The following is a 17,478-nucleotide window of genomic DNA, read 5'->3' on the forward strand; positions in this document are numbered from 1 at the left end:
CTTCCTCCGGCCTTGGCGCTATCGCGTCCGCCCGCAGCAGTCTGAGACTGCGAGGCCAACGAACCGGACAGCGCAACTGACGTTTGTGATCCGCGCCGGGCGTCAAATTCGCGCCGTGCGCGTGTTCCATCTTTGCGCTCCTCGTCATCCGGCGTACGCTGCCGGAGCGAGGATAAGCACAACTGCAACCAGTCCAAAGACGTAGCACCTTTTGGCGATGTCCGCCGAGAGAAATCGAGAGCCGTTGGCGGCTCGTATGCGATGGAGAAGAACCGACAGATAGTGGACCGCAACATCCCTCGCGGCGGCGTCTGTGAGACGCAAGTTAAACAAACATAAAGCGGGAGGAACGGATGAAGAAGCGTTGGTGTAAGTCTGGTCTACCTCTTATTGCCGGCGCGACGCTGATGGTGTCGTCGGCCTTGGCCCAGTCCGTGGATACTGCACGGATCGAGAACGGCGGTCAGAACGATTGGCTGACCTATCACGGTTCATACAAGTCCTATCACTACAGCCCGCTGGCGCAGATCAATGCAAATAATATCGGCAATCTGAACGTTGCCTGGACCCATATTCCAGGACGCTCGACCCGCGGCCTGCAATCGATGCCCCTCGCGGCGGATGGCGTGCTCTATTACTCGGGTTCTTACAGCCGGGTTTTAGCGCTCAACGGCGCGACAGGCGAGGTGATCTGGTCCCATTTTCCGGAGCTGGACGAAGCCCTGATCTCCCGTCAGACCCATTCCCCCTACAATCGCGGCGTAGCGCTCGGCGAGGGCAAGGTTTTCGTCGGCACCATGGACGGCAGGGTTCTTGGCCTGGATATGAAGTCGGGGAAGGTCCTCTGGGAAACCAGGCTGATCGACTCCCAGAAGCTCACGGTCGGTTTCACCGGTGCACCGCTTTACGCGAAGGGTACGGTGATCATCGGAGCGCAAGGCGGTGAATGGCCGGGCCGCGGCCCGATCTTCGGCCTGGATGCCACCACCGGGAAGAAGAAGTGGGAGTTCTTGACCGTCGCCGGCACCGACGAGGCCATGAAGACGTGGGGAAACGATTCCTGGCGCACGGGCGGTGGCGGTGGCTGGATGCCGGGCACTTACGATTCCGAGACCAACACGATCCTGTGGGGCACCGCAAACCCGGCGCCGCTCTACGATTGGTCGGGCGCCGATTACAAGACGCAAGGCGCGCGTCCCGGCGACAATCTCTACACGAGTTCGGTGATTGGTCTCGACGTCGATACCGGCAGGCTGAAATTCCATCATCAGGAATTGCCGCACGATGCCTGGGATTTCGACAGCGCGGTCGGCGAATTTGTGATGCTCGAACGCGACGGTCAGAAGTTCGTGGTTCACCCGAACAAGGGCGGTTTCGTCTTCGTCTATGACCGCAATCTCGCCGTGAAGAATGTCTGGCGGCTCGTTGAGAACATCAATTTCGTCAAGGATATCGATCCCAAGACCGGTGCCTTGATCGGCCGTCGCGACTTCAGCGCCGGGAAGGTCACCGAACCGCCGCTGTGCCCCTTCATTGGCGGCGGCGTCAGCTGGAACGCCGGTTCCTACAACCCGAAGACCGGCCTGTACTACAAGATCGGCCAGGAATGGTGCATGACGCTCGACGTCCAGAAGACGACGCCGGTCACAGCGCCCCAGGTCCAGCTCAACATCGGCGCCGATTTCAAGATGGTACCCCCTCCGGGCGGAGAGATTTATGGACATCTCGACGCGCGCGACCCCATCACCGGCGCCAAGAAGTGGGAGGTTCGCTATCCCGAGCCGCCGCTCGGAAGTGTGCTGTCGACCGCGGGCAATCTCGTATTCGTGCCCGACTCCCGCGGGATCCTTCATGCCTACGATGCCGAAACCGGGGCCGAGCTGTGGAGTCACAACAACGGCACCGGCCACCAGGGTGGCATCGTCAGCTATTCCGTCAATGGCAAGCAGTACATTGCCGTGGCCGCTGGCTTTGGCGGCATGCTGGCAGACGAATACGCGCCAAACTTCGGCGGCGTCTACAAGAGCATGCCGCGCGATGACGGGGCGCTCGTCGTCTTCAGCTTGAAATAGATCATCGCAGATTGCCGGGGAGCAGGCGTAAGCTTGCTTCCCGTGCATTGGGATTTCCGGGCGTGCTTCAGGACATCGTGCTTCAGGATATGGAGCTGGATACCTTGAACTTGCATTTGAAGAAGATCACCGCGCTGCTATCGGCGGTGCTGGGCGCCTCGTCGCTGTATGCCGCACCGGTTCAGGCGCAGTCTGCCGCTCCCGTACACGACAACGGGACGTTCGACGTCGAGCAGTTATTCGCAGGGACTTGCGGCTTTTGTCACTCCGCTGGCGGCCGGGCTGCCGGCAAAGGACCGCAGCTGATGAATTCGCCGCGCGACGACGACTATCTGCACAGCCGTATCAAGAACGGCAAGTCTGGTGCGATGCCGGCATTCGGCGGGGCCTTCACCGACGCGCAGATCGACCAGATCGTCAAATACATCCGCGCCCTGAAGCCGCGCGAGGGCTGAATGGACCAGCCGATGTCGATACGAGAACGCGGAATGAAGACAGTTCTCCCGCTTGTGGTCGGCGCCGTGATCGGATTGCTGAATCCTGCGCAGGGGCGGACCCTGGACGCGATCCGCGCGTCCGGTGTGCTCGGATTATGCGCCCATCCGAACTCGCTTCCGTTCGCAAGCAAGGCCGCCGATCCTCCCGGCTTTCAGATTGAATTGGGCCAGGCGCTGGCACACGAGCTCGGGGTGTCGCTGCGGCTCGACTGGATCATCACCCAGTACCAGATGCGGAGCGCCGGATGCGACATCGTTCTGGATGTCATCGCCGACCGCGAAGCACAGGGTGAAACCCGCTTGAGAATCTCAAAACCGTATTATCGCACGGGCGTCGCGCTCGCCGTCCCCTCATCCAGCGCGCTCGCCTCGTTCCAGAGCCTCAACGAGCATACCAAGGTCGGCGTGCAGGTCGGATCCGTCGCTGCCATGATCATCAGTCAACGGCACGTCCCGACGTCGACTTTCGGCTTCGAGAGCGACAGCCTCGATGCCTTGTCAAACCATGAGATCGATGCCGCTGCGGTCACACCCACTGCGGCGAGTTATTTCAATCTGACGCATCCGGACAAGGCATTTCGTATCCTGGATCGCGACGAGTCCGTAGCCGATCTCAACTGGAATGTCGCGGTCGGCATGGTCCGTCCGGATGATGCATTGCGCGACAGCATCGATGGAGCGGTTGAACGGCTGCGAAACGACGGCACGATCGATCGGATATACGGCCGCTACGGGGTCGTAGTGCAGACGCCGAAATAGCCATTTGTTCCGGGCGCGGTCGGTCGCGCTGTTTAACCCGTCGCCCCGGCCGAATTGTCCGGAACGACGGGTTATTTCGAATGTCGCTTACGCCGCGGCCTTCTTCCGCGCCTGCTCGGCCTTGTACAGCTCGAACTCTTCCGCGATCGCGCGTGCGACCGACGGCCGTTGACGCAGGCGTTCGTAATAGGCCTTCACGCTCGGCCATTTCGCGAGCTCGATCGGCGGCGTCGCCATGGTCCAGTTGATGACCGTGACGAGATAGGCGTCGGCGACGCTGAAATGGTCGAGCAGGAAGTCGCGCCCCTTCAGGTAATTGTCGAGATAGTCCAGCCGCGACAGGTTCTTCTCCAACGCATAGGCTTTCGTCTCCTGCGGCGCCTTGCGGTCGAGCACCGGAATGAACAGGCCCTTGTGCAGTTCGGTGCCGATGAAGCAGAGCCATTGATGCAGCCGCGTGCGATCGATGCCCGCTGCGGCGCCGAGGCCCGATTGCGGGAAGCGGTCGGCGATATATTGCAGGATCGCGGCGTTCTCGGTCAGCACCACGCCCTCGTCGGTGCGCAGCGTCGGCACCAGGCCGATCGGATTCACGGTTCGAAAATCAGTGCCGTCGCTCAGCACTGTCTTGGTCGGCGGATCGACTTCGAGATAATTCACTTCGGCGCCCGCTTCATACAGCGCGACGCGGCTCGCCATCGAACAGGCGAGGGGCGAGAAATAAAGATCCATCTTGAGCCTCCTTGGGCAATTCTTCGATGTGACTTTTGGAGTGTCGCTCAACCCGGCCAGATTGATTTTTGTACTGTCTTGCATATTATGGGGGCGGTCAAGGATTAAATTGCGAAATGGTACAAAAATCGAAGCCGCCAACTGCTGCCAGTGAGCCCAAGCGCCGCGGCCGTCCGCGCGCCTATGAACCCGATGTCGCGCTTGGCAAGGCGCTCGACCTGTTCCGCACGCAGGGTTTCGCGGCGACCTCGCTCGACGATCTCAGCGAAGCCACCGGCATGAATCGCCCCAGCCTCTATGGCGCCTTCGGCGACAAGCGCGAGCTCTACATCAAGAGCTATCAGCGCTACCGCGAGGAAGCGCGCGCATCGATGGTGGAGATCTTTCGCCAGGAGATGCCCGTGCGCCGGCGGCTGGAACGCATCTTTGCCTCCGCGCTGAACATCTATCTCTCCGGCGAGACCGGCCCGCGCGGCTGCTTCACCGTGGTCACGGCGGCCTCCGAGGCGGTCGGCGATCCCGACATCCGGGCCATGGTGCTCGATGGCCTCAACGAGCTCGACAAGGCATTTGCAAGTTGCTTCCGCCGCGCCAAGGAGAAAGGCGAGTTGTCCGAGAGCGCCGATCCCGCCGTGCTGGCGCAGCTCGCTTCAGCGACCGTGCATTCAATTGCCATCCGCTCCCGCGCGCGTGTGTCGCGGAAGGAGCTCGAGGCGATCGTGAAGGGGGCGATCGACCTGATGGTGGGAGGAAAGAGCTAGGCGGTTGCGTGGCGCGAGCTATCTCCCAAACGTCGTCCTGGCTTTCGCCAGGACGACACTGAGTTTGTAGTCCCGCTACGCCGCGCGAATATGCGCGAGGAAGCGGTCCACCTCGTCGCGCAGCCGCTGCGATTGTTTCGACAGCTCGATCGCCGAGCCCAGGACTTCCTCCGCCGCTGTTCCCGTCGCGGCGATGCCGGCGGTGACGCCCGCGATGTTTTGCGAGACCTCGCCGGTGCGGGCGGCTGCCTGCTGGACGTTCTGCGCAATCTCCTGCGTCGCGGTGCCCTGCTGGCCGACGGCGGCGGCAATCGCGGCGGAGATCTCGTCGACTTCCTGGATCGTGGCGCAGATCGACTGGATGCCGTCCACTGCGCCGGTAGTCTCGCCTTGTACCGCCGTCACCTGCGCGCCGATCTCCTCGGTCGCTTTGGCGGTCTGGGTGGCCAGCGCCTTCACCTCGGAGGCGACCACCGCAAAGCCGCGGCCGGCTTCCCCCGCGCGCGCCGCCTCGATCGTCGCATTGAGTGCCAGCAGATTGGTTTGCTCGGCAATGCCGCTGATGAAGGAGACGACGTCGCCGATTTTCTGCGCGGCGTCGGCCAGACTCTGCACGCGCTCATTCGACCGTCGTCCGTCGCTCGCAGCTTTGCCGACCACCGCCGTCGCGTGCGCAAGGCGCCGGCTGATCTCGGTCATCGACGACGACAGCTCTTCCGCGGCGGCAGCAACCGTCTGCACATTCTCGGAGGCGAGCGCCGAGGCCGACGACACCGTGCCGGTCTGCTGCCGTGATCGCTCGACGATATCGGACATCGAGCGCGCCGTGTTCTCCATCTCGACCGCGGCCGAGGAGACCGTGGTGACGACGTCGCGGATGCTGGCTTCGAAATTGTCGGCGAGCGCGGCGAACGCGCGCCGTTTCTCCGCTTCGGATTGCGCCTTGGTGTCGGCCTGTTCGGTCTGGAGCCGGTTGAAGTTGAGGGCGTTGTCGCGGAACACCGCGACAGCCTTGACCATCGCGCCGACCTCGTCGTTCGCTTTGCTGACGGGGACGGTGACATCAAGGTGTCCGTCGGCCAGCTCGCGCATCACGGTGGTGATGGAAATGATCGGACGCGAGATGCTGCGGGCGATGAGATAGCCGACGATGGCGGCGAGCACGAGCCCGAGCGCGGCGATGCCGAATGCCAGCAGCCAGGCACGGTCGGCAGAGGCCACATAGTCGGCATTGTCCATCACCAGTTCGACCGCGCCGAGCGACTTGCCGGAAAAATCCCTGATCGGTCCGAGCAGCGCGGCCACCGGCGTGGTGTCGAGCTTGGCCTGCCGTATCGTGAAGTCGCCGCCGGCGGCGCGGCCGTAATCGGCCGCGTCGAAGAAGCTCTTGCCCTTCAGCGTGCCGCCGAACAGCTTGAAGCCGCCGCCGTCCGCGAGATGGAAGGCGATGTCGACATGGCGGTTGCTCTTGAAGTCGTCCAGAAAGGACTGGCCGAAGGTCAGGCCAAACTCGACTGAGCCGAGATGCTTGTCGCCTTGCGCGATCGGCACGACGCCGCGGATGCCGAGCCCGGCCAGGCCACCCTCGAGGCCAACCACGACCTTGTGCTCCTGGTTGGCGATGATCACGGTTTTGCGGAAGCCCGAGAGGTCGTCGCCAAATTTAGCAGGCTGGTGCACGCGCAGGAACGAGGTCGCGGGTGCCACGTGGAACTGGAATTGTTCGACGCCGTACTCCGATTTGGTCGCGGCAAACACCGGCCCGAACAGGCCAACCAAGGCGTTGCGATCCTGTTTGGCCATCGCGTCCTGCGTCGCTGGTATTGCGGCGACGACGGCGCTCATGGCGGCGGCGCGGCGGGACTCCTCGGCGATGCGCGATTGCAGGGCATCGTAATGGCTGCGCAGCTCGCGCTGGTCGGCGCGGTCGATGATCCCCGCGATGATCCACATCGCCCCGAGCACCGCAAACAGCGCGGTCGCGGCTGCCGTCACCGCCAGCGCAACCGTGATCCGCATCCTGAGGCCGAGCGTGAAGCGCATGTCCGACTCGTTCGTTGAGCGTTGATTAACAACGCCTATCAACTTCTCGCTAAGAGAGGGTGAACGGGATACCGGCCGTCGATCAGTGATTTTACGGGCCCGAGTGCCCCGTGAGGTCTCAATACCCCCGCGTCCGGTCCACCACGTTCTCCAGCACACCACCCGCCTCGAACCGCGCGATCTGCTCGGCGACATAGGTCGAGATCGCATCGGCGTCGGTGTCGGCGGCGTTGTGCGGCGTCAGCAACACCTTGGGATGGGTCCAGAACCGGCTATCCGCCGGCTGCGGTTCCTGCACGAAGACGTCGAGCGAGGCGGCGCCCAGCGTGCCGTCGTCGAGGCAAGAAAGGATGTCGGCTTCGTTCTGCAGGCCGCCGCGGCCGGCGTTGATCAGCACGGGCGCACCGAGTGGGCTTTTGCGGTTGAGCTTGGTGAAGACGTCGCGGTTGAGGATGCCATGCGTATCGGGCGTCAGCGGCAACAGGCTGACGAGAATATCGGTCGTGCGCAGGAATGCGTCGATCTGCGCGGCGCCGTGGAAGCATTCGACACCTGCGATGGTACGCGGGCTGCGGCTCCAGCCGGCGACGCGGAAACCAAGCCGCCGCAGCACATCGGCCGCATCAGCGCCGAGCGTGCCCAGTCCCATGACACCGACCGTGACGGCGCTCGCCGGCCATTGATATGTCGGCTCCCAGCGCTTTTCGCGCTGCGACTGGCGCAGATAAAGCTCCTGGCGGTGGTGCATCAGCACGTGCTGCACGACGTATTCGGTCATGCGGCCGGTCAGATCGGGCACGGCGACACGCACCAGCGGCACGTTCGGAAGGCTCTTGTCCGCCATCAGCGCATCGACGCCGGCGCCCAGATTGAAGATCGCACGCAGATTGGGGAAAGAGCCGAGGTCGCCCGGCACCGGCTTCCACACCGCGGCATAGTGCACCTCGGCCGGATCGAGCCCGGCATCGGGCAGCAGCACCACGCGGCGGCCGCCGCCGACCGCGTCGAACCGGGCCTTCCAGCGCTCCGGCAGCCAGTTCTGCTGCGTGCTGTTGATCAGGACGGCCAGTGTGCCCACGGTCATTCGAAGTGCCTCTTGAGGTTCCGCTTTTGAAGGCCCTCCTTGGCACGATCTGCCGGATTTTTCTTGCAATTTTTTTCCGCAGCCATGTCGGGGCAAGGCATACTGGATCGTCTTCAAAACAAGCGCTCAGAGAAGGTACTGCCCATGCTTTATGCGATCCTTTGCTATCACGACGAGGACTTCGTCGGCTCCTGGAGCAAGGACCAGGACGAGGCCGTGATGAAGAAGCTCGCCGTGGTGCAGGAAGGTCTCGCGAAGCAGGGCAGGCTCGGCCCGGTGGCGCGGCTGCTGCCGACCACTGCGGCAGCGACGCTGCGCAAGGAGGACCCGCCGCTGGTGCTCGACGGCCCTTACGCGGAGACCAAGGAGCAGTTGCTCGGCTTCTATATCGTCGATTGCAAGAACCTCGACGAGGCGCTCGACGTTGCGCGCGACCTCGGATCGGCCAATCCCGGCGGCGCCTATGAAGTGCGGCCCGTGGGCGTGTTCAGGCCCGGAGGGAATCTGACGTGAGCGAGGCCGATACCGCCTGGATCGAGACCGCGCTGACCTCGGCGCGCCCCCAGGCGGTCGGCGCGCTGCTGCGCTATTTCCGCGATCTCGACACCGCCGAGGAGGCTTTTCAGAACGCCTGCTTGCGCGCGCTGAAGACCTGGCCGCAGAACGGACCGCCGCGCGATCCCGCGGCCTGGCTGATCATGGTTGGTCGCAACGTTGCGATCGACGAGGTGCGCCGCACCCGCAAGCAGCAGCCGCTGCCGGAGGACGATCAGGCGATCTCCGATCTCGACGACGCCGAGGGCGCGCTCGCCGAGCGGCTCGACGGCTCGCACTATCGCGACGACATTTTGCGGCTGATGTTCATCTGCTGCCATCCAGGCCTGCCGGCGACGCAGCAGATCGCGCTGGCGCTCCGTATCGTCTGCGGACTGACCGTGAAGCAGATCGCGCGCGCCTTCCTGGTGTCGGATGCGGCGATGGAGCAGCGCATCACGCGTGCCAAGGCCAAGGTGGCCGAAGCCGGAACGCCGTTCGAAACGCCGGGCGCGGTCGAGCGCTCGGAGCGGCTCGCCGTTGTCGCCGCGATGATCTATTTGATCTTCAATGAGGGTTATTCGGCGAGCGGCGACACCGCCGCAATCAGAAAGCCGCTGTGCGAGGAAGCAATCCGGCTGGCGCGGCTGCTGCTGCGGCTGTTCCAGAGCGAGCCGGAGATCATGGGGCTCACGGCGCTTATCTTGTTGCAGCATGCGCGCAGTGCATCGCGCTTTGCCGCGGATGGCTCGCTGATCCTGCTGGACGACCAGGATCGTTCGCTGTGGAACGGCACCATGATCGCGGAAGGCCTCGCGCTGATCGACAAGGCGATACGCCATCGCCGCAGCGGGCCCTACCAGATCCAGGCCGCGATCGCCGCGCTGCATGCCCGCGCGTCGAGGCCCGAGGAGACCGACTGGGCGCAGATCGACCTGCTCTATGGCGCGCTGGAGGTGGTGCAGCCCTCGCCGGTGGTGACGCTCAACCGCGCGGTTGCGGTGTCCAAGGTGGGCGGACCGCAAGCCGCGCTCGACCTGATCGAGCCGCTGGCGCCAAAGCTTGCCAACTACTTCCATTTCTACGGCGTGCGCGGCGCTTTCCTGATGCAGCTCGGCCGCAACGACGAAGCCCGCATCGCCTTCGACCGCGCCATCGCCCTCGCCAACACGTCCGCAGAAGCCGCCCACATCCGCATGCATCTCGATCGCCTGATTCGGGACAGCCAGCCCAAGGGCGCCAATGGCGGCGCCAGGCAAGATGCGAAGGTCGAAGGCAGCAAGGTGAAGTAGGGTGCGCCTGCTTCGGGCGTCGCAAAAATTTCCGCTTCGCCTTGTCGGGCCTGACCCCCTCCCTTCGTCCTAGGACCGTATCCAGGGAGCCATTCATGCTGAGAGCCATTGCCGTCATCGCCCTCCTGTTCGCAGTCGGAATCGTGGGGGTGCTCGTCTTCGCCCTGACGAAGCCCGACACATTCCGCGTCGAACGCAGCGTCGCCGTCAAAGCGCCGGCCAATGCGGTCTATCCCTTCGTCGCCGATTTCCATCGCTGGACGGCCTGGTCCCCCTACGAGGGCCGCGATCCCGCCATGAAGCGCAGCTTCGGCGGAACTACGGAAGGAAGGGGCGCGACCTATGCCTGGGACGGCAACAACAATGTCGGCGCCGGCAATATGGAGATCCTCGAGGCGAGTGCGCCGTCAAAACTCCGCATCAAGCTCGATTTCGAGCGGCCTTTCGAAGGCCACAACACCGCCGAGTTCACCTTTGTGCCGCAAGGCGATGCCACACTGGTCACGTGGGCGATGTCCGGTCCGGCCCCGTTCCTGTCCAAGATCATGCAGGTGTTCATCAACATGGACACCATGATCGGCAACGATTTCGAGGCCGGCTTGGCCGGCCTGAAGAAGCTCACCGAGAAGTAGCGCCGTCACCCCGAACGAAAGCAAACGGAGAGAAACGATGCTCAATCCCTATCTGTTCTATCAGGACACCTGCGAAGCGGCATTCAATTATTACGCCAAGGTGCTCGGTGGCAAGATCGACGCCATGATGCGTTCGTCGGACGCACCGCCGGACATGGCCGCGGCGCCCGGCCGCGAGAAGACGATCATGCATGCGCGGATGTCGCTGCCCGACGGCACCGTGCTGATGGGGTCCGATGTACCGGGCGAACATTTTCAGAGGCCGCAGGGCTTCTCGATCTCGCTGACGGTCGCGGACCCCGCGGAGGGCGAGCGCAAGTTCAACGCGCTCGCCGATGGCGGTGCCGTCACCATGCCCTTCAGCAAGACGTTCTGGGCCAAGGGTTTTGGCATGTGCGTCGACAAGTTCGGCATTCCCTGGATGGTGAACTGCCCTGCCGAGGGAATGTGACAGGCGCGATCGTTTGACGCGCCAGGCGGCGATCCCCTCTCCCCGACGATGCGGAGAGGGGTGCGCATGAGACGTTGCGTCATGTGCCGATCAACTGTGCGCCGCTCTCAGCGGATCGATCCGGTCACGTCATTGCTCGGTGGTTGGGAGGAGGGAACGCAGCGCGGACAGATCACGAGCTTTGTCCCGAGCTGCCTGTCATTCTCCGCTTCGATTTCGTCATGGATTGCCCACCACGCCGCGGAGTACGGGCGCAAGGTGCCGAGGACTCTCTCCCGCTCCTGATTCGGATCACTCGCCGCGGGAGCTTGGGTCGCCACGCGACGCTTGATGACGGAGGGACGGTTCGGATCCTGACCGAGGCCGTCCCATGCGATCGGACGGCGTTCCTGCGCAGGCGCGACCACGCATCCCATGAGCGTTGCGCAAAAAGTGAGCAAGACAAAGCCGTGTCGCATCATGCCGGACCCTTGGGTGTTGTATGCGACGCGCCAAGTCCGCTTGCCGAAGCTTGCGTCGCACCGCTCAAATGGAACCTAAGGGAAACGCCTGGCCGACACGGCCGAATATGGATGTTGCTGTCGCACCACATTGCGAGAGCAGTGAGGCCGCTTCGTGAAATGATGCGGACCGCATCGCACAACAACTGGCGCAATATTAGGCTGTGAACTCCGGGACAGAATCGTTATTTATTTCGTCATAAAACTTTAAAAACTGGGGCGGGCGTACTTGGAAGGGGAGCGACCGATGGCGGCGGCGCTGCAGATCAACTTTGCACTTTGGGGTATGCTCATCTGCGCGAGCATGGAATTGACCCAGCTGATCCAGAGTTTTTATTAGGCCTCACGAAGCAGGTGACCGGCGCGATTTGGCGGGCGCTTGCGTCCGCTGATCATTACCGGCAGCGCGGATAGATCGCGGCGAGGTCGCGTCCCTTCAGCAGAAGCAACCGCGACGAGAGACCGCCGCGGCGGCTGATCCAGTCGCGCACCGGGCCGGGATAGGCCGCAAGCACCGCATCGGATGCTTCCGGCTCGGCGTAGAAGCGTCCGCGCCGATCGACCGAGCGCGCCGCATGAAAGCCGAGCACGGCACGCTTCGTCACACAAATCCGCTCGCCCGGCACGATGCTCAGCACCAGCGTGCAGGCGGACAGGCAGGGACCGTCGATCACCACGCGCTCGCCGCTCTCGCGCACCTTCTCGAACAAATCGAGGAACGGCCCGACCTGTCCACCGGGCGACTGGATGATGCGGATTTCGGCCGAGGCAGGCGTGGCGGCGAGCAGCGCGGATGCGAGCATCAAGGCCCTGAGGAAGGTGACGCGTCGCATGAAGCCTCCGCGAATTCGAGTCCGTAGGATAGGCCGACGAGAAGAGGTAGGTGACGCTTCGCAAATCCAACCTATGCCGTGTCTATCCGTTCCGCCGTTCGCCGCGCAGCGTCGGCAGGCCGATGCCCGCCGCATCGAAGCCGCCATCGACGGCCAAAATTTGGCCGGTGATGTAGCTCGATCGTTCCGAGCACAGGAAGTAGATGGCTTCGGCGAGTTCCTCTTCCAGGCCGTAGCGGTTGAGCGGGATGGCGTCGTGATAGTCGGCGCGGATCTCCCTGGTGTGCACCTGCTTCGCCATCGCGGTATCGACCGGCCCCGGCGCGACCGCGTTGACGCGGATGTTGAGGGACGCGAGCTCGACCGCGAGCTGCTTGGTGAGGTGCGCGAGCCCGGCCTTGCTGGTGCCGTAGGCCGAGCGCAGCGTCGAGGCGCGCACCGCCGAGATCGAGGTGATGTTGACGATGGCGCCGCCATTGCCGTCGCGCATCAGCGGCACCGCCGCCTTGGTGCAGAGGAACGGCCCGGTGAGGTTGACCTCGAGCACGCGCCGCCAATCAGTCTCCGACGTCTCCATCAGCGGCGCGAACACGGCAATGCCGGCATTGTTGACGAGCGCGTCGAGTCGGCCAAACCGCTGTTCGACCGTCGTCATCGCGGCGGCAACTGCGGCTGCGTCCGAGACGTCGCAGGTCAACGCCAGCGTGGCCTCGTCCCGGCCGATCTCGGCGACCGCGCGACCGAGCAGCTCGCCCTCGATGTCGAGCAATGCCACCCGCCAGCCCTCGGCCAAAAACTTCTTCGCGGTCGCAAGCCCGATGCCGCGCGCAGCTCCGGTGACGAGGGCAACACGGTGCGGGGTAGGGGGCATTGGCTGATCGTCCTTATGAAAGATTGGTCGCGCGAGCGCGAGCCTCTTTTACTTCGCTTTCGTTCCGACGAGGAAGGTCTTAACTCGAAGGCACGATGTCGGGACGGTCCTCGATGGATCGTCTTCCAGGGGATCATTGCCAGGGAGACCCGGAATGTCCAACGATCACGAGCGCCGGATTCGAGACCTTTTCGCTGCCTATCTCGCCAACGACCGGCAGCGGGTCGCCGACGCGTTGGCCGACGATTTCCGCTTCACCAGCCCGTTCGACGATGACCTCGACAAGGCGGCCTATTTCGAGCGTTGCTGGAGGGACACCGGCTGGATTGCGCGGCACGACATCGAGCGGATTTTCGTCCAAGGCGACGAGGCCTTCGTCACCTATCTCTGCTTGGCGACAGATGGCAGGAGCTTTCGCAATACCGAGTTCTTCACCTTTGCCGGCGGCAAGGTCCGCATCGACGTCTATTTCGGCGCTGCCCGGCAGGACGGGCGGTTCCTGCCGCAGGCGCGCTAGCGCCAGCCAATAATCTCCAGAATAATTTTCGTCATCTGTCGGTTTCGTCAAGGTTCCTTCGTCTTGGAGGTGAGGGCGGGCGGCCCGGGCCGTCGCTCCCGTCCATCCGGAGTGGCGCCTCGCCGCGCAACCCGAACGACAAAAGCACGCAAGGAATGCTCATGCGATTCATGATGCTAATGATCCCGCTCGGCTACGAGACCGCGGCGCCCGACGTTCAACTCGATCCCGAGCGGGTCGCTGCGATGATGCGCTACAATGAGGCGCTGAAGGACGCCGGCGTGCTGATCACGCTCGATGGCCTGCACCCACCCTCGATGGGCGCGCGCGTCTCGTTTGCGGCCGGCGAGCCCATCGTGACCGATGGTCCGTTCGCCGAGGCCAAGGAGGTGCTGGGCGGCTACTGGATGATCGAGGTTGCCTCGCGTGCCGAGGCAATCGCCTGGGCCAGGCGGTGTCCGGCCGCACCGAACGAAATCATCGAGATCCGTCAGGTGCAGGAGATGAGCGACTTTCCGCCTGACGTGCAGGAGGCCGCCGCCGGTTTCGGCGACCTCAAGAAATAGCCGCAGCTTCGTCCATCCATCATCAAGGGAGAGAACCGATGAGCACCGACACCTATCTCGCCGTTTTCCTCGGCAGCAAGACCAGCTCCAAATGGGCCGCATGGGATGCGATGCCCGAGGCCGAGCGCAAGGCGAAGGAGCGGGAGGGCATGGCGGCCTGGAAGGGCTGGGTCGAAAAGCACCAGGGCGCGATCCAGGCCATGGGCGGACCGCTCGGCAAGACCAAGAAGGTCGACGGCAAGGGCATCGCCGACATCGCCAACGAGATGGGCGCCTTCACCGTGGTGCGCGCGGCATCCCATGAAGCCGCGGCGAAGATGTTCGAGAACCACCCGCACTTCGCGATTTTCCCCGGCGAACGCGTCGAGATCATGCCGGTTCTGCCAATTCCGGGTGGCTAGGACTTCGGCCGCGCCGGACCCGGAAGAATACGGCCGATCAACCTGGCCGCCGCTAGTGACGTTCACCGCCAGCTCATGTAAAGGTCGTTCACATGAGCTGGCGCAAGGAGACGCGCCGCGCCGAGCGCGGCTATCACCACGGCAATCTGAAGGAAGCCCTGTTGCAGGCCGCCCTCGGGCTGATCGCCGAGAAGGGCGCGGCCGGCTTCACCTTTGCCGATGCCGCGCGCATGGCCGGCGTCAGCGCGGCGGCACCGTACCGGCATTTTCGCGACCGTGAAGAACTGCTGTCCTCGATCGCGCAGCGTGGCTTCGAGCAGTTCGAAGCGCGCCTGACCGCGGCCTGGGACGACGGACGGCCCGACACCGTCACGGCGTTCGAGCGTGTCGGCAGGGCCTATCTGGCCTTCGCCCGCGACGAGCCCGCGTTCTACAACGCGATGTTCGAATCGGGCGTGCCGGTGGATTCCAATCCGGCGCTCCAGGCTGCCAGCGAGCGTGCTTTCAACATCATTCGTGCCGCGGCGGAGCGGCTTGCCGCGCTGGCGCCGCCGGGCACCCCGCGGCCTCCGGCGATGATGATGGCGCTGCACATCTGGTCGATGGCGCATGGCGTGGCCTCGCTGTTCTCCCGCGGCGATGCTGCGCGTCGAAAGCTGCCGATGTCGCCGGACGAACTGCTCGAAGCCGAGGTGCTGATCTATCTGCGCGGTCTCGGCTTCCCGACCGATCGCCGTCCCCCGGCGAAAAGCGCCGAGCCGCCGCCGGTGCCACCGGAGGCATCCTCCGGTTCGGGCGTGCCGCCCGGTGGTCCCTGGGGCAAGCCGAAATAAAGTTACCCAAATAATTCCCCCGCCCTGTCGGGCGGTCGGCTTGACAAAATCGCGGGATGATCTACCTATGTAAATGTTATTTACATTCACAACGGCGCTGATGCCGTCATGGAGAGGGAAATGGCCTACACCGCTGATGTCAATCGATGGCGCGGCCCTTCGGACCAACACTACGAGCGCCCCCACATGCTCAATACGCCCTGGCATCCCGGCTGGATCGCCGTGACCATCGTCGGCTTCATCATCTGGTGGCCGATCGGACTTGCCCTTCTCTTTTTCACACTCGGGAGCAGAAGAATGTCGTGCTGGAGCAACCAGGATCGCTGGCAGAACAAGATGGAGCGGATGCAGTACAAGATGGACCGTATGCGCGGCCGCATGGAGCGCCACGGTTTCGGCTTTGGCTTCGGCCCGCCCTCGAGCGGCAACCGCGCCTTCGACGAGTACCGCACCGAGACATTGCAGCGGCTGGAGGAAGAGCAGGTCGAGTTCAAGAACTTCCTCGACCGTCTGCGTCACGCCAAGGACAAGGAAGAGTTCGACCAGTTCATGGCCCAACACAAGACGCGCCCGACCCCGCCGCCGACCGACCAGCAGCAGGGTTGATCTCAAGGTTGATCTCGGGACTGACGCCTCTCAAAGCCGTCAGGCGCATGCCCCCAAAGTCCTGATGGCCCCGAGCCGCCCGCCTGCGCAACCCGCAGGCGGGCGGTTTGGTTTTGGGAATGCGCGTCAGGCTGCCGCGACCGTCCGGATTTGCCTTGGTTTGGAAAAGTCTTGGTCTGGAAGTCTGGTCCAGAGAGAGAGACTTGGTCAGCGCGCCGTGGCGAGCTGCGCGCGAACCGACTCCAGGAAGTGTTCGTAGGCGTAGTCCACGATCTCGTTGAGTGATCGCGTTCGCGCGAACGTCGCCTTGGCCTCGGCGAGAAACTCCTCGCGGGTCGGAATCTTCGGCAAATGCAGATGCGTCAGTGCATCGACGCCCTCGTGCGCGCGACCGAGGATGTCATGCAGCGTCGGCAGTTGCAGCTGGGCCAGATCGGCTCGGCGGAGCGCTGACGAGATCGCATGCGCCAGTGTCTGCGCATCGAACCGTCCGGCGAGCTCACGGGCCGCCCGGTTGATGACGCGTGCGCCAAGCGGCTGCTCGTTGCGCAGCACCTGCTCGGGCGGCGACTTCATGTTCCAGACGATGCCGAACCAGGACAGCACCTTCAGGATGTAATAGGTGATGTCGATTTCCCACCAGCGAAAACCTTGCCGCACGCTGCTCTGGTAAGCGTGGTGATTGTTGTGCCAGCCCTCACCGAGGGTGAACAAGGCCAGCAGCCAATTGTTGCGAGAATCATCGCCGGTCACGTACCGCTTGCGTCCATGCACGTGGGCGAGGGAGTTGATGCAGAAGGTTGCGTGATAAACCAGCACGGTGCTCCACAGGAAGCCGACGACGAGGCCGGACCACCCGCCAACCAGGAAGCAGAGCGCAGCCAGCGTAACGGCCGGCAGCAGTTCCAGGCGATGCAGCCACATCAACTCCGGATAGGCTGCGAAATCGCCGACCTTCACGAGGTCGGTGCCATCGTGCTCCCGGTAAAAAATCCAGCCGAGATGACTGTAGAGGAAGCCTCGATGACGCGGTGAATGCACGTCGTCTTCGGTATCGGAATGCAGATGATGATGTCGATGCTTGGCCGCCCACCACAAAACGCTTTTCTGCGCGGTGCTTTGCGCAAGCCAGGCCAGGATGAACTGAAACACCCGGCCGGTCGCGAAAGCCCGATGGGAGAAATAGCGGTGGTAGCCCGCTCCGATTGCAAACATGCGGACCACATACAGCGAGGCGCAGATCGCGATGGCCTGCCAGGTCACGCCGGTCCAGATTGCTGCAACGCAGCCGAGATGGACCAGCAGGAACGGCAGGGCGGAGGGATACATGATGTCGTCGTGTTGGTCGTCGGCGGAGGCGTTGGGCGACATGGATTGGCGTGACCTTGGATGACGGGGATCCGGAGTCGCTTCGGCAGCACTGAGGGCCGCTGTGTACGACAAATCCGGGGGTGGCGGACCGCTGCGGGGCTTCGAACGAGATACTTTGCCTGA

Annotated in this window: 20 protein-coding genes; 13 read left to right on the plus strand and 7 right to left on the minus strand. The window is 63.7% G+C overall.

The features are described from left to right. Positions 1-353 precede the first annotated feature (353 nt). From AC0L3J_RS15100 to AC0L3J_RS15110, 3 genes are all read left to right on the plus strand, one after another. On the plus strand, positions 354-2,072 hold the full coding sequence (locus AC0L3J_RS15100; protein WP_473347512.1) for an outer membrane protein assembly factor BamB family protein: 1,719 nt from the start codon (positions 354-356) through the stop codon (positions 2,070-2,072). Positions 2,073-2,134: 62 nt separating this feature from the next. After that, positions 2,135-2,527, plus strand: a complete 393-nt coding sequence (locus tag AC0L3J_RS15105) for a c-type cytochrome (RefSeq protein ID WP_473347513.1) — start codon at positions 2,135-2,137, stop codon at positions 2,525-2,527. 33 nt (positions 2,528-2,560) lie between these two features. Further along, positions 2,561-3,328 (plus strand): substrate-binding periplasmic protein, encoded by a 768-nt coding sequence (locus tag AC0L3J_RS15110; protein WP_473347650.1) that lies wholly within the window; start codon positions 2,561-2,563, stop codon positions 3,326-3,328. A gap of 87 nt (positions 3,329-3,415) precedes the next feature. Here AC0L3J_RS15110 and AC0L3J_RS15115 read toward each other — a convergent pair whose 3' ends face one another. Continuing rightward, complete coding sequence (locus AC0L3J_RS15115; RefSeq protein ID WP_473347514.1) at positions 3,416-4,060, minus strand: glutathione binding-like protein; 645 nt, start codon at positions 4,058-4,060, stop codon at positions 3,416-3,418. 116 nt (positions 4,061-4,176) lie between these two features. Here AC0L3J_RS15115 and AC0L3J_RS15120 point away from each other — a divergent pair, with 116 nt between their 5' ends. Next, the gene (locus AC0L3J_RS15120; RefSeq protein WP_456768007.1) at positions 4,177-4,821 is read left to right on the plus strand and encodes a TetR/AcrR family transcriptional regulator; all 645 of its coding nucleotides are present in this window, start codon (positions 4,177-4,179) and stop codon (positions 4,819-4,821) included. A 75-nt stretch (positions 4,822-4,896) separates the two neighbouring features. Here the strand turns inward: AC0L3J_RS15120 and AC0L3J_RS15125 are convergent, their stop codons facing one another. Together AC0L3J_RS15125 and AC0L3J_RS15130 are read right to left on the minus strand one after the other, a co-directional pair. Then, positions 4,897-6,864 (minus strand): methyl-accepting chemotaxis protein, encoded by a 1,968-nt coding sequence (locus tag AC0L3J_RS15125; protein WP_473347515.1) that lies wholly within the window; start codon positions 6,862-6,864, stop codon positions 4,897-4,899. 118 nt (positions 6,865-6,982) lie between these two features. Next, on the minus strand, positions 6,983-7,948 hold the full coding sequence (locus AC0L3J_RS15130; RefSeq protein WP_473347516.1) for a 2-hydroxyacid dehydrogenase: 966 nt from the start codon (positions 7,946-7,948) through the stop codon (positions 6,983-6,985). A 144-nt stretch (positions 7,949-8,092) separates the two neighbouring features. On the opposite strand from AC0L3J_RS15130, the gene AC0L3J_RS15135 reads away from it, so the two are divergent. The 4 genes from AC0L3J_RS15135 (at position 8,093) to AC0L3J_RS15150 (ending at position 10,857) form a co-directional block, all read left to right on the plus strand. Then, positions 8,093-8,461: a YciI family protein gene (locus tag AC0L3J_RS15135; protein ID WP_027570323.1), complete on the plus strand. Its 369-nt coding sequence runs from the start codon at positions 8,093-8,095 to the stop codon at positions 8,459-8,461. Continuing rightward, positions 8,458-9,774 (plus strand): RNA polymerase sigma factor, encoded by a 1,317-nt coding sequence (locus AC0L3J_RS15140; protein ID WP_473347517.1) that lies wholly within the window; start codon positions 8,458-8,460, stop codon positions 9,772-9,774. Before AC0L3J_RS15135 ends, AC0L3J_RS15140 begins: the two co-directional genes overlap by 4 nt. A 95-nt stretch (positions 9,775-9,869) precedes the next feature. Beyond that, positions 9,870-10,406, plus strand: coding sequence for an SRPBCC family protein (locus AC0L3J_RS15145; protein ID WP_473347518.1), 537 nt, complete (start codon positions 9,870-9,872; stop codon positions 10,404-10,406). A gap of 37 nt (positions 10,407-10,443) precedes the next feature. Then, the gene (locus tag AC0L3J_RS15150; protein ID WP_473347519.1) at positions 10,444-10,857 is read left to right on the plus strand and encodes a VOC family protein; all 414 of its coding nucleotides are present in this window, start codon (positions 10,444-10,446) and stop codon (positions 10,855-10,857) included. A gap of 107 nt (positions 10,858-10,964) precedes the next feature. On the opposite strand, the gene AC0L3J_RS15155 is transcribed toward AC0L3J_RS15150, so the two are convergent. The 3 genes from AC0L3J_RS15155 to AC0L3J_RS15165 form a co-directional block, all read right to left on the minus strand. After that, positions 10,965-11,318: a hypothetical protein gene (locus AC0L3J_RS15155; protein WP_354168040.1), complete on the minus strand. Its 354-nt coding sequence runs from the start codon at positions 11,316-11,318 to the stop codon at positions 10,965-10,967. A 434-nt stretch (positions 11,319-11,752) separates the two neighbouring features. Beyond that, positions 11,753-12,190 carry a hypothetical protein gene (locus tag AC0L3J_RS15160; RefSeq protein WP_473347520.1) on the minus strand — a complete coding sequence of 146 codons (438 nt, stop codon included), beginning with the start codon at positions 12,188-12,190 and terminating at the stop codon, positions 11,753-11,755. An 82-nt stretch (positions 12,191-12,272) separates the two neighbouring features. After that, the gene (locus tag AC0L3J_RS15165; protein WP_473347521.1) at positions 12,273-13,061 is read right to left on the minus strand and encodes an SDR family NAD(P)-dependent oxidoreductase; all 789 of its coding nucleotides are present in this window, start codon (positions 13,059-13,061) and stop codon (positions 12,273-12,275) included. 154 nt (positions 13,062-13,215) lie between these two features. Between AC0L3J_RS15165 and AC0L3J_RS15170 the strand changes: the two genes are divergently transcribed. From AC0L3J_RS15170 to AC0L3J_RS15190, 5 genes are all read left to right on the plus strand, one after another. Then, on the plus strand, positions 13,216-13,578 hold the full coding sequence (locus tag AC0L3J_RS15170; protein ID WP_473347522.1) for a nuclear transport factor 2 family protein: 363 nt from the start codon (positions 13,216-13,218) through the stop codon (positions 13,576-13,578). A gap of 161 nt (positions 13,579-13,739) precedes the next feature. Continuing rightward, positions 13,740-14,144: a YciI family protein gene (locus tag AC0L3J_RS15175; protein ID WP_473347523.1), complete on the plus strand. Its 405-nt coding sequence runs from the start codon at positions 13,740-13,742 to the stop codon at positions 14,142-14,144. Positions 14,145-14,182: 38 nt separating this feature from the next. After that, on the plus strand, positions 14,183-14,545 hold the full coding sequence (locus AC0L3J_RS15180; protein ID WP_473347524.1) for a hypothetical protein: 363 nt from the start codon (positions 14,183-14,185) through the stop codon (positions 14,543-14,545). Positions 14,546-14,637: 92 nt separating this feature from the next. Beyond that, on the plus strand, positions 14,638-15,378 hold the full coding sequence (locus AC0L3J_RS15185) for a TetR/AcrR family transcriptional regulator (protein ID WP_473347525.1): 741 nt from the start codon (positions 14,638-14,640) through the stop codon (positions 15,376-15,378). A 120-nt stretch (positions 15,379-15,498) separates the two neighbouring features. Then, complete coding sequence (locus AC0L3J_RS15190) at positions 15,499-15,984, plus strand: DUF2852 domain-containing protein (RefSeq protein ID WP_007614282.1); 486 nt, start codon at positions 15,499-15,501, stop codon at positions 15,982-15,984. Between the two features lie 207 nt (positions 15,985-16,191). Here AC0L3J_RS15190 and AC0L3J_RS15195 read toward each other — a convergent pair whose 3' ends face one another. Further along, entirely contained in the window at positions 16,192-17,355 is a 1,164-nt protein-coding gene (locus AC0L3J_RS15195; protein ID WP_473347526.1) for an acyl-CoA desaturase, read from the minus strand. Positions 17,356-17,478: the final 123 nt, after the last annotated feature.

It is taken from the genome of Bradyrhizobium sp. Kon37 (assembly GCF_055807535.1).

What these genes read in the sequence shown, in the direction of transcription:
- AC0L3J_RS15100 (WP_473347512.1), top strand. Translation starts at nt 354, where the DNA reads ATGAAGAAGCGTTGGTGTAAGTCTGGTCTACCTCTTATTGCCGGCGCG.
- AC0L3J_RS15110 (WP_473347650.1), top strand. Translation starts at nt 2,561, where the DNA reads ATGAAGACAGTTCTCCCGCTTGTGGTCGGCGCCGTGATCGGATTGCTG.
- AC0L3J_RS15115 (WP_473347514.1), bottom strand. Translation starts at nt 4,060, where the DNA reads ATGGATCTTTATTTCTCGCCCCTCGCCTGTTCGATGGCGAGCCGCGTC.
- AC0L3J_RS15120 (WP_456768007.1), top strand. Translation starts at nt 4,177, where the DNA reads ATGGTACAAAAATCGAAGCCGCCAACTGCTGCCAGTGAGCCCAAGCGC.
- AC0L3J_RS15125 (WP_473347515.1), bottom strand. Translation starts at nt 6,864, where the DNA reads ATGCGCTTCACGCTCGGCCTCAGGATGCGGATCACGGTTGCGCTGGCG.
- AC0L3J_RS15130 (WP_473347516.1), bottom strand. Translation starts at nt 7,948, where the DNA reads ATGACCGTGGGCACACTGGCCGTCCTGATCAACAGCACGCAGCAGAAC.
- AC0L3J_RS15135 (WP_027570323.1), top strand. Translation starts at nt 8,093, where the DNA reads ATGCTTTATGCGATCCTTTGCTATCACGACGAGGACTTCGTCGGCTCC.
- AC0L3J_RS15145 (WP_473347518.1), top strand. Translation starts at nt 9,870, where the DNA reads ATGCTGAGAGCCATTGCCGTCATCGCCCTCCTGTTCGCAGTCGGAATC.
- AC0L3J_RS15150 (WP_473347519.1), top strand. Translation starts at nt 10,444, where the DNA reads ATGCTCAATCCCTATCTGTTCTATCAGGACACCTGCGAAGCGGCATTC.
- AC0L3J_RS15155 (WP_354168040.1), bottom strand. Translation starts at nt 11,318, where the DNA reads ATGATGCGACACGGCTTTGTCTTGCTCACTTTTTGCGCAACGCTCATG.
- AC0L3J_RS15160 (WP_473347520.1), bottom strand. Translation starts at nt 12,190, where the DNA reads ATGCGACGCGTCACCTTCCTCAGGGCCTTGATGCTCGCATCCGCGCTG.
- AC0L3J_RS15165 (WP_473347521.1), bottom strand. Translation starts at nt 13,061, where the DNA reads ATGCCCCCTACCCCGCACCGTGTTGCCCTCGTCACCGGAGCTGCGCGC.
- AC0L3J_RS15170 (WP_473347522.1), top strand. Translation starts at nt 13,216, where the DNA reads ATGTCCAACGATCACGAGCGCCGGATTCGAGACCTTTTCGCTGCCTAT.
- AC0L3J_RS15175 (WP_473347523.1), top strand. Translation starts at nt 13,740, where the DNA reads ATGCGATTCATGATGCTAATGATCCCGCTCGGCTACGAGACCGCGGCG.
- AC0L3J_RS15180 (WP_473347524.1), top strand. Translation starts at nt 14,183, where the DNA reads ATGAGCACCGACACCTATCTCGCCGTTTTCCTCGGCAGCAAGACCAGC.
- AC0L3J_RS15185 (WP_473347525.1), top strand. Translation starts at nt 14,638, where the DNA reads ATGAGCTGGCGCAAGGAGACGCGCCGCGCCGAGCGCGGCTATCACCAC.
- AC0L3J_RS15190 (WP_007614282.1), top strand. Translation starts at nt 15,499, where the DNA reads ATGGCCTACACCGCTGATGTCAATCGATGGCGCGGCCCTTCGGACCAA.
- AC0L3J_RS15195 (WP_473347526.1), bottom strand. Translation starts at nt 17,355, where the DNA reads ATGTCGCCCAACGCCTCCGCCGACGACCAACACGACGACATCATGTAT.